The sequence below is a fragment of the Janibacter sp. CFPM2_SD2 genome (assembly GCF_057364645.1).
Genome location: NZ_JBNFOF010000184.1, coordinates 1 through 6,077 on the forward strand (window position 1 = coordinate 1; position 6,077 = coordinate 6,077).

General features: G+C 71.7%; 5 protein-coding genes. 2 read left to right on the forward strand and 3 right to left on the reverse strand.

From position 1 onward, the window contains the following. Positions 1–316, reverse strand: a 316-nt coding sequence (locus tag AC2W7J_RS14565) for a LysR substrate-binding domain-containing protein (RefSeq protein ID WP_485983267.1), incomplete at its 3' end; no start/stop codon positions are given. After that, positions 271–411, reverse strand: coding sequence for a hypothetical protein (locus AC2W7J_RS14570; protein WP_421007953.1), 141 nt, complete (start codon positions 409–411; stop codon positions 271–273). The genes AC2W7J_RS14570 and AC2W7J_RS14565, both read right to left, overlap by 46 nt. Positions 412–576: 165 nt before the next feature. Here AC2W7J_RS14570 and AC2W7J_RS14575 point away from each other — a divergent pair, with 165 nt between their 5' ends. Continuing rightward, the gene (locus AC2W7J_RS14575) at positions 577–2,376 is read left to right on the forward strand and encodes a calcineurin-like phosphoesterase C-terminal domain-containing protein (protein ID WP_485983261.1); all 1,800 of its coding nucleotides are present in this window, start codon (positions 577–579) and stop codon (positions 2,374–2,376) included. A 321-nt stretch (positions 2,377–2,697) separates the two neighbouring features. On the opposite strand, the gene AC2W7J_RS14580 is transcribed toward AC2W7J_RS14575, so the two are convergent. After that, positions 2,698–4,191, reverse strand: coding sequence for an HNH endonuclease signature motif containing protein (locus AC2W7J_RS14580; RefSeq protein WP_485983263.1), 1,494 nt, complete (start codon positions 4,189–4,191; stop codon positions 2,698–2,700). 132 nt (positions 4,192–4,323) lie between these two features. Between AC2W7J_RS14580 and AC2W7J_RS14585 the strand changes: the two genes are divergently transcribed. Next, the coding region (locus AC2W7J_RS14585) for a heavy metal translocating P-type ATPase (RefSeq protein ID WP_485983265.1) at positions 4,324–6,077 on the forward strand (1,754 nt) is incomplete at its 3' end.

The following is a 6,077-nucleotide window of genomic DNA, read 5'->3' on the forward strand; positions in this document are numbered from 1 at the left end:
GCCGCGCGCGGCACCGCGTCGACGAGTCGTCGAGGCCGCGCGGCCGCGCGTCGCGCCACCAGGCCAGCCGCACCGGGATCCGCGGACCGTCGGTCACCGGGCGGTAGACGACACCCGGAGCGGGGTGGTGGTCTGCGGTGGCCGACGCCGTGATGCCCACGCCCCGGCCCGCCGCGATGAGGTCGAGACAGCCGACGACATCGCTCGACTCGATGAAGTGCGGCACCTGCTCGGCCCCGCGCCACAGCTCCTGCGTCGTCGTCCCCGACCTCAGGTCGACGATGACGGTGCGCTCGGCGATCTCGGCCAGTCGCAGGCGCCGCCGACGGGCCCACTGGGGAGTCGCTCGTACCAGTCGGTCGCCCGCGGCAGGTCGCTCACCGCGACCCCGGCGAAGAGGTCCGTGCCCATGTCGCGCTCCTTCACGTGTCCTGACCATTTCCTTGCGGGGAGTTCACCGGCCGTGACGCCGCAGGCCGCCGCCGCTCGTCCTGCGGCTCACGGGCGGTTCACCGCCGGTTGCCAGCCTCGGGTCCGGCCGCGACACGCGGCTGCACCCCACACCGAAGGAAGCCCGTGATCTCCCTCAAGGCACCCAGCATCCTCCCTTCCGTCGCCACCGGCGCGCTGGCGCTGACCCTGACCGCCGCCATCGCGGCCCCCACGACCAATGCAGCGGTCCCCCCTTCGTCCGGGTCGAAGGGAGGTGACGCCACCTGGACGGGACAGGTCGAGGTCATCCCCGGCCACGACGAGAGCAAGCGGACCGTCGACGGCGTCGTCTTCGACGACCGCAACAAGAACTCCACCCAGGACCGCGGCGAGCGCGGCATCAAGGGCGTCGCCGTCTCCAACGGCCGCGACGTCGTGCGGACCGACGCCAAGGGCCGCTACGAGGTGGCCGTCGACGACAACACCAATGTCTTCGTCACCCAGCCGGCCGGCTACGCGGTGCCGGTGGACGAGGACAACATCGCGCAGTTCAGCTACGTCCACCTGCCCGAGGGCTCGCCGGAGCTGAAGTACGGCGGCATCGAGCCCACCGGCGCGGCGCCCGAGGCCGTGAACTTCCCTCTCGCGCGCTCCGCCGCGACGAAGAAGCCGGAGCAGAGCTGCATCATGGCCGGCGACGTCCAGACCTACGACGAGGAGGAGGTCGGCTACGCCCGTGACGGCGCCTTCGCCGACCTCGCCGCGCGCAACGACTACGGCTCGTGCGGAGCGCTCTTCCTCGGCGACATCGTCGGCGACGACCTCTCGCTCTACCCGCGCACGCGCGAGCTCACCTCGATGATCAACGGCCCCGCCCGCCTGCTGCCCGGCAACCACGACCTCGACTACGACGCCGCCGACAGCGCCAACCGCTTCGACACCTATCGCTCGCAGTTCGGCGCCGACTACTACTCCTACGACGTGGGCAACCTGCACGTCGTGGCGCTCGACTCCGTGCAGTACCGCGACGGCGAGGACTACACCGGCGGTCTGGGCGAGGAGCAGGTCGAGTGGCTGCGGCAGGACATCGCCGCGACGCCCAAGGACAAGACCGTCGTGCTCGCCGCGCACATCCCGCTGCTCAACTACAACGACCAGTCGCAGACGCGCCACCAGGTCAAGGAGATCAAGGAGATCCACGAGATCGTCGGGGACCGCGACGCGGTCGCCTTCGGCGGCCACAGCCACACGACCGAGTTCATGCGCGAGGGCGACTCGACCGAGGGTTGGACGAAGACATGGGGCGTCGACGAGCTGCCCTTCGACCACATCACCGCCGGTGCGATCTCGGGTGACTGGTACTCCGGTCGGGTGACCGAGGACGGTTACCCGACGGCCCTGCAGCGCGACGGCGCCCGCCCCGGCGTGCTCACGCTGGAGTCGCGGCCGCAGTCGACGACCGACCGCTTCACCGTCACCGGTGAGGACGACGCCGTCCAGCTCGCGCTCGGGGTCAACTCGCCGCGCTACCGCGACTGGTTCGACGCCAACCGGTCGAAGGTCGGCAAGGCCGCGGCCTTCGAGCGGCCCACCGAGGTCTCGGCGGCGGACCTCGCCGACGGCACCTACCTGACGGCCAATGTCTTCGCCGGGTCGACCGGCACCGAGGTCGACGTCGAGCTCGACGGCGGCGAGGCGAAGGGGGCCGAGCGCACCCAGGCGATGCAGGGCGAGGCCAAGAAGGTCGGCGCCCTGTGGTCCGACCCGGTCGCCGCGCAGGAGCAGCTGGTCCACGGCGGCAGCGTCGCCGAGAGCGGCATGCACCTGTGGCGCCTCGAGCTGCCCGCCGACCTGGCCGCCGGTGAGCACACCGCGAAGGTGACGAGCACCGACCGCACCGGTCGGGTGAGCTCCGAGACGATCGAGTTCACCGTCACCGACTGAGTCCTTCCGCAGGACGCCCTGCAACGGGCGCCCGGGCCACTCGGCCCGGACGCCCGTTGCGCGTCCACAGCGGCGTAGGACCGCACCGCACCGTCGGGCACGGCGAAGGGGGCAGCCGGTCGCTCCGGGTCATGACTCTGCATTGCCGTTGGGCAATGCAGCCTCCACCCGCCCCAGTTCTGCATTGCCATTGGGCAATGCAGGCTCCGGCCCCGACTTCGCACGACCTGAAGGAAATGCGACGTCATTGCCCCCCCAACTCGGGTCCGGGGCGTGCGGAGGCGCCCGACCCGGACCGGGGTCGGGCGCGGGGCGGGGTGGCTACAGGTGCCAGGTCACCCCGTCGTCGCGGATCGTGCAGGTCAGCTCCTGCTGGTGCACTCGGGTGTGGTGCCGCTCGCACAGCAGCGCCGCATTGCCGATGTCCGTGCGCCCACCCAGCGACCAGTACTGCACGTGGTGCGCGTCGGTCCAGTGCGCGGGCATCGTGCACCCCGGGAAGGTGCAGCCACCGTCCCGCAACCACAACAACCGCTTCTGCCCCGGTGTGAAGAACCGCGTTGCCCGGCCCAGCTCCAGCGGCTCGCCCTCACCACCGAGCATCACCGGGATGACCCCCGCCTCGCAGGCCAGCTTGCGCACGCTCGCCGGCGACAGCACCGCCCCCGAGGCCGTGACCCCGCCGGCGTGACCACCACCGGCCACACCACCAGCACCCAGCTGCCCTGCGACACCGCGTCCGCCGACCCCCGGAGAGCCACAGACACCGCAGGTCCCGTCCGTGACCGTCAGCAACGAGGCCATCGAGATCGTCACCATCACCTGCGCCTTGTCGCTCGTGCCCACCTCGCCCGGGCTGGACACCCCCCGACCCACAACCGTCACCAGGGCATCGGCCCGCCGCCGCGCCGGTGACCGCGGGTCACGCTCACCGTCCGGACCCTTGACCGGCTTCGACAAGCCCGCCACCGCCGAGTCGATGATCGCCGCGCCCTCCGCGTCGAGCACCAGCTTGTAGCGCGTCAGCCCGCTGGCATCGGTGTGACTCGTCAACGACCGCGCCGACCGCGCCCGCTCGTCATCCGCCGCGAGGTCCTTGGCCGGACGCAGCATTCGTGTCGTCTGGGTGATCGCCGCCGCCAGCTCGCGCTCGGTCAGCCCGTCCACCCTCTGGCTGACTCGACCCTGCGGACCCGTTCTGATCACGTCGTCCTTGGCCTGCCCCAGCAAGATCCCCAGGTCGGCCGCCAGCAGGTCCGGGTCGGCCACCCGACACACCCCCTCGTGGAACCGGACGAGCTGATCGGCCTTGCCCAGCGGGAGCTCCCCGGCCCCGAGGCAGTCGACCACCTCCGCGAGCCCAGCCGGCGATGACCGGTCGGCCCAAGGCTGCTCATCCCCAACCGCTTGCGGGTCCTCGACCTGCGACTGGGGGTCGCCGCCTTCGTCCGTCGCGGCATGGTCGACGAGCGCGGACTGGGCCCGCAGACCCGCCCTGGCCACCCGCACCACCGACGCCACATGACGCACCGCCGGCCGCGGCGCCGACCGACCCTCACTCACCCCGACCCAGTCGGCGTCCGACCACGACTCCCGCTGCGGCACACCCCGCGAGATGCCCTCACGCACCAACGCCACCTCAGCCGCCTCGAGCACCGCCCGCGCCCGACCGATCGCAGCCAACCCGTCAGCCAGCTCCCCGTCCGGCGCCCGCCACAGATCCGGCACCTCGAGGGCGGCGATCGTCAGGGCCCGCACCGAGTCCCGCAGGCCCGACACGAGCCCCAGATCCCCCCACTGCGTCGCCTCTGACATGCTTCGATCATACGTTCGATAGAGGCTGATGGGAACCCCCTGAACCCCTGTGGATTCAACGGATTCTCATGGACCGACTGTGGGCGACCGTCGGGCGGGAACATACCCGCCTAGGGTATAGGTTCACTGAGTATGAGCACCGACCACACGAAGCACCACGAGCAGGCGGAGCCCGGCCACGAGTCCCACGAGCATTCTGGGCACATGGGGCACGCGGGCCACGGCGACCACGTCGCGCAGTTCCGCCGGCTCTTCTGGATCATGCTCGTGCTGGCCGTGCCGGTCGTCTGCTTCGACGCGATGTTCGCCGACCTCATCGGCTACGACCTGCCGCACGACGGCTGGACGACCTGGATCTCTCCGGCCATCGGCACCGTGATGTACGCCTGGGGCGGGCGCCCCTTCCTCACCGGCGCCGTCGACGAGATCCGCTCCCGCAAGCCCGGGATGATGCTGCTCATCGCGCTGGCGATCACCGTCGCCTTCGTCTCGTCGTGGGGCGCGAGTCTCGGGCTGCTGCACCACGAGCTGAGCTTCTGGTGGGAGCTCGCCCTGCTCGTCGTCATCATGCTGCTCGGCCACTGGATCGAGATGCGCTCCCTGGCCCAGACGACCTCCGCCCTCGACTCGCTCGCCGCGCTGCTGCCCGACGAGGCCGAGCGCGTGGAGGGCGACGAGATCGTGACGGTCCCCCCTTCGTCCCTGGCGGTGCGTGACGTCGTCGTGGTCCGGCCCGGCGCATCCGTGCCCGCTGACGGGCGGGTCGTCGAGGGGTCGGCGAGCATCGACGAGTCGATGGTCACCGGCGAGTCGCGCACGGTGCGTCGCGAGGTCGGCGACACCGTCGTCGCGGGCACCGTCGCCACCGACTCCGGTCTGCGGGTCGAGGTGACGGCGACCGGCGACGAGACCACGCTCGCGGGCATCCAGAAGCTCGTCGCCGACGCCCAGTCCTCGTCGTCACGGGCCCAGCGCCTCGCGGACACGGCGGCGGGTTGGCTCTTCTGGTTCGCCCTCGGCGCGGCGATCATCACCGCACTCGTCTGGACACTCATCGGCCTGCCCGACGACGCGGTCGTGCGCACGATCACCGTCCTCGTCATCGCCTGCCCCCACGCACTCGGCCTGGCGATCCCGCTCGTTGTCTCGATCGCGACCGAGCGCGCTGCCCGCGGTGGCGTGCTCGTCAAGGACCGCCTCGCGCTGGAGTCGATGCGCACGGTCGACACGGTGCTCTTCGACAAGACCGGCACGCTGACGCGCGGCGAGCCCACGGTCACCGGCATCGAGGCCCATGGGCGTGACGAAGGGGAGGTCCTCGCGCTGGCAGCGGCCGCCGAGGCCGACAGCGAGCACCCGCTCGCCCGGGCCATCGTCGGCGCGGCCGAGCGCCGCGGGCTGACGGTACCGTCCGCGAGCGGCTTCACCTCGTCGCCGGCGGTCGGGGTCAGGGCCGAGGTCGGCGGCGAGACCGTCGAGGTCGGCGGCCCCTACCTGCTCGAGCAGCACTCTCTCGGTGAGTTGCCCGTCGCCGACGCCTGGCGGGAGGAGGGCTCGATCATCCTCCACGTCCTCGCCGACGGCGACGTGATCGGGGCGCTGCGCCTCGCCGACGAGATCCGCCCCGAGTCCCGCGAAGCCGTCGACGCGCTGCACGCCGTCGGCGCCCAGGTCGTCATGATCACCGGCGACGCGCAGGCGGTCGCCGAGTCCGTCGGCGCCGAGCTCGGCATCGACCGCGTCCTCGCCGGCGTGCGTCCGCAGGACAAGGCAGTCCAGGTCGCGCAGCTGCAGGACGAAGGGCGAAAGGTCGCCATGGTCGGCGACGGCGTCAACGACGCACCCGCGCTCGCGCAGGCCGACCTCGGCCTGGCGATGGGCACGGG

Coding starts and splice junctions, on each gene's coding strand:
- AC2W7J_RS14570 (WP_421007953.1), bottom strand. CDS start 411: ATGGGCACGGACCTCTTCGCCGGGGTCGCGGTGAGCGACCTGCCGCGG.
- AC2W7J_RS14580 (WP_485983263.1), bottom strand. CDS start 4,191: ATGTCAGAGGCGACGCAGTGGGGGGATCTGGGGCTCGTGTCGGGCCTG.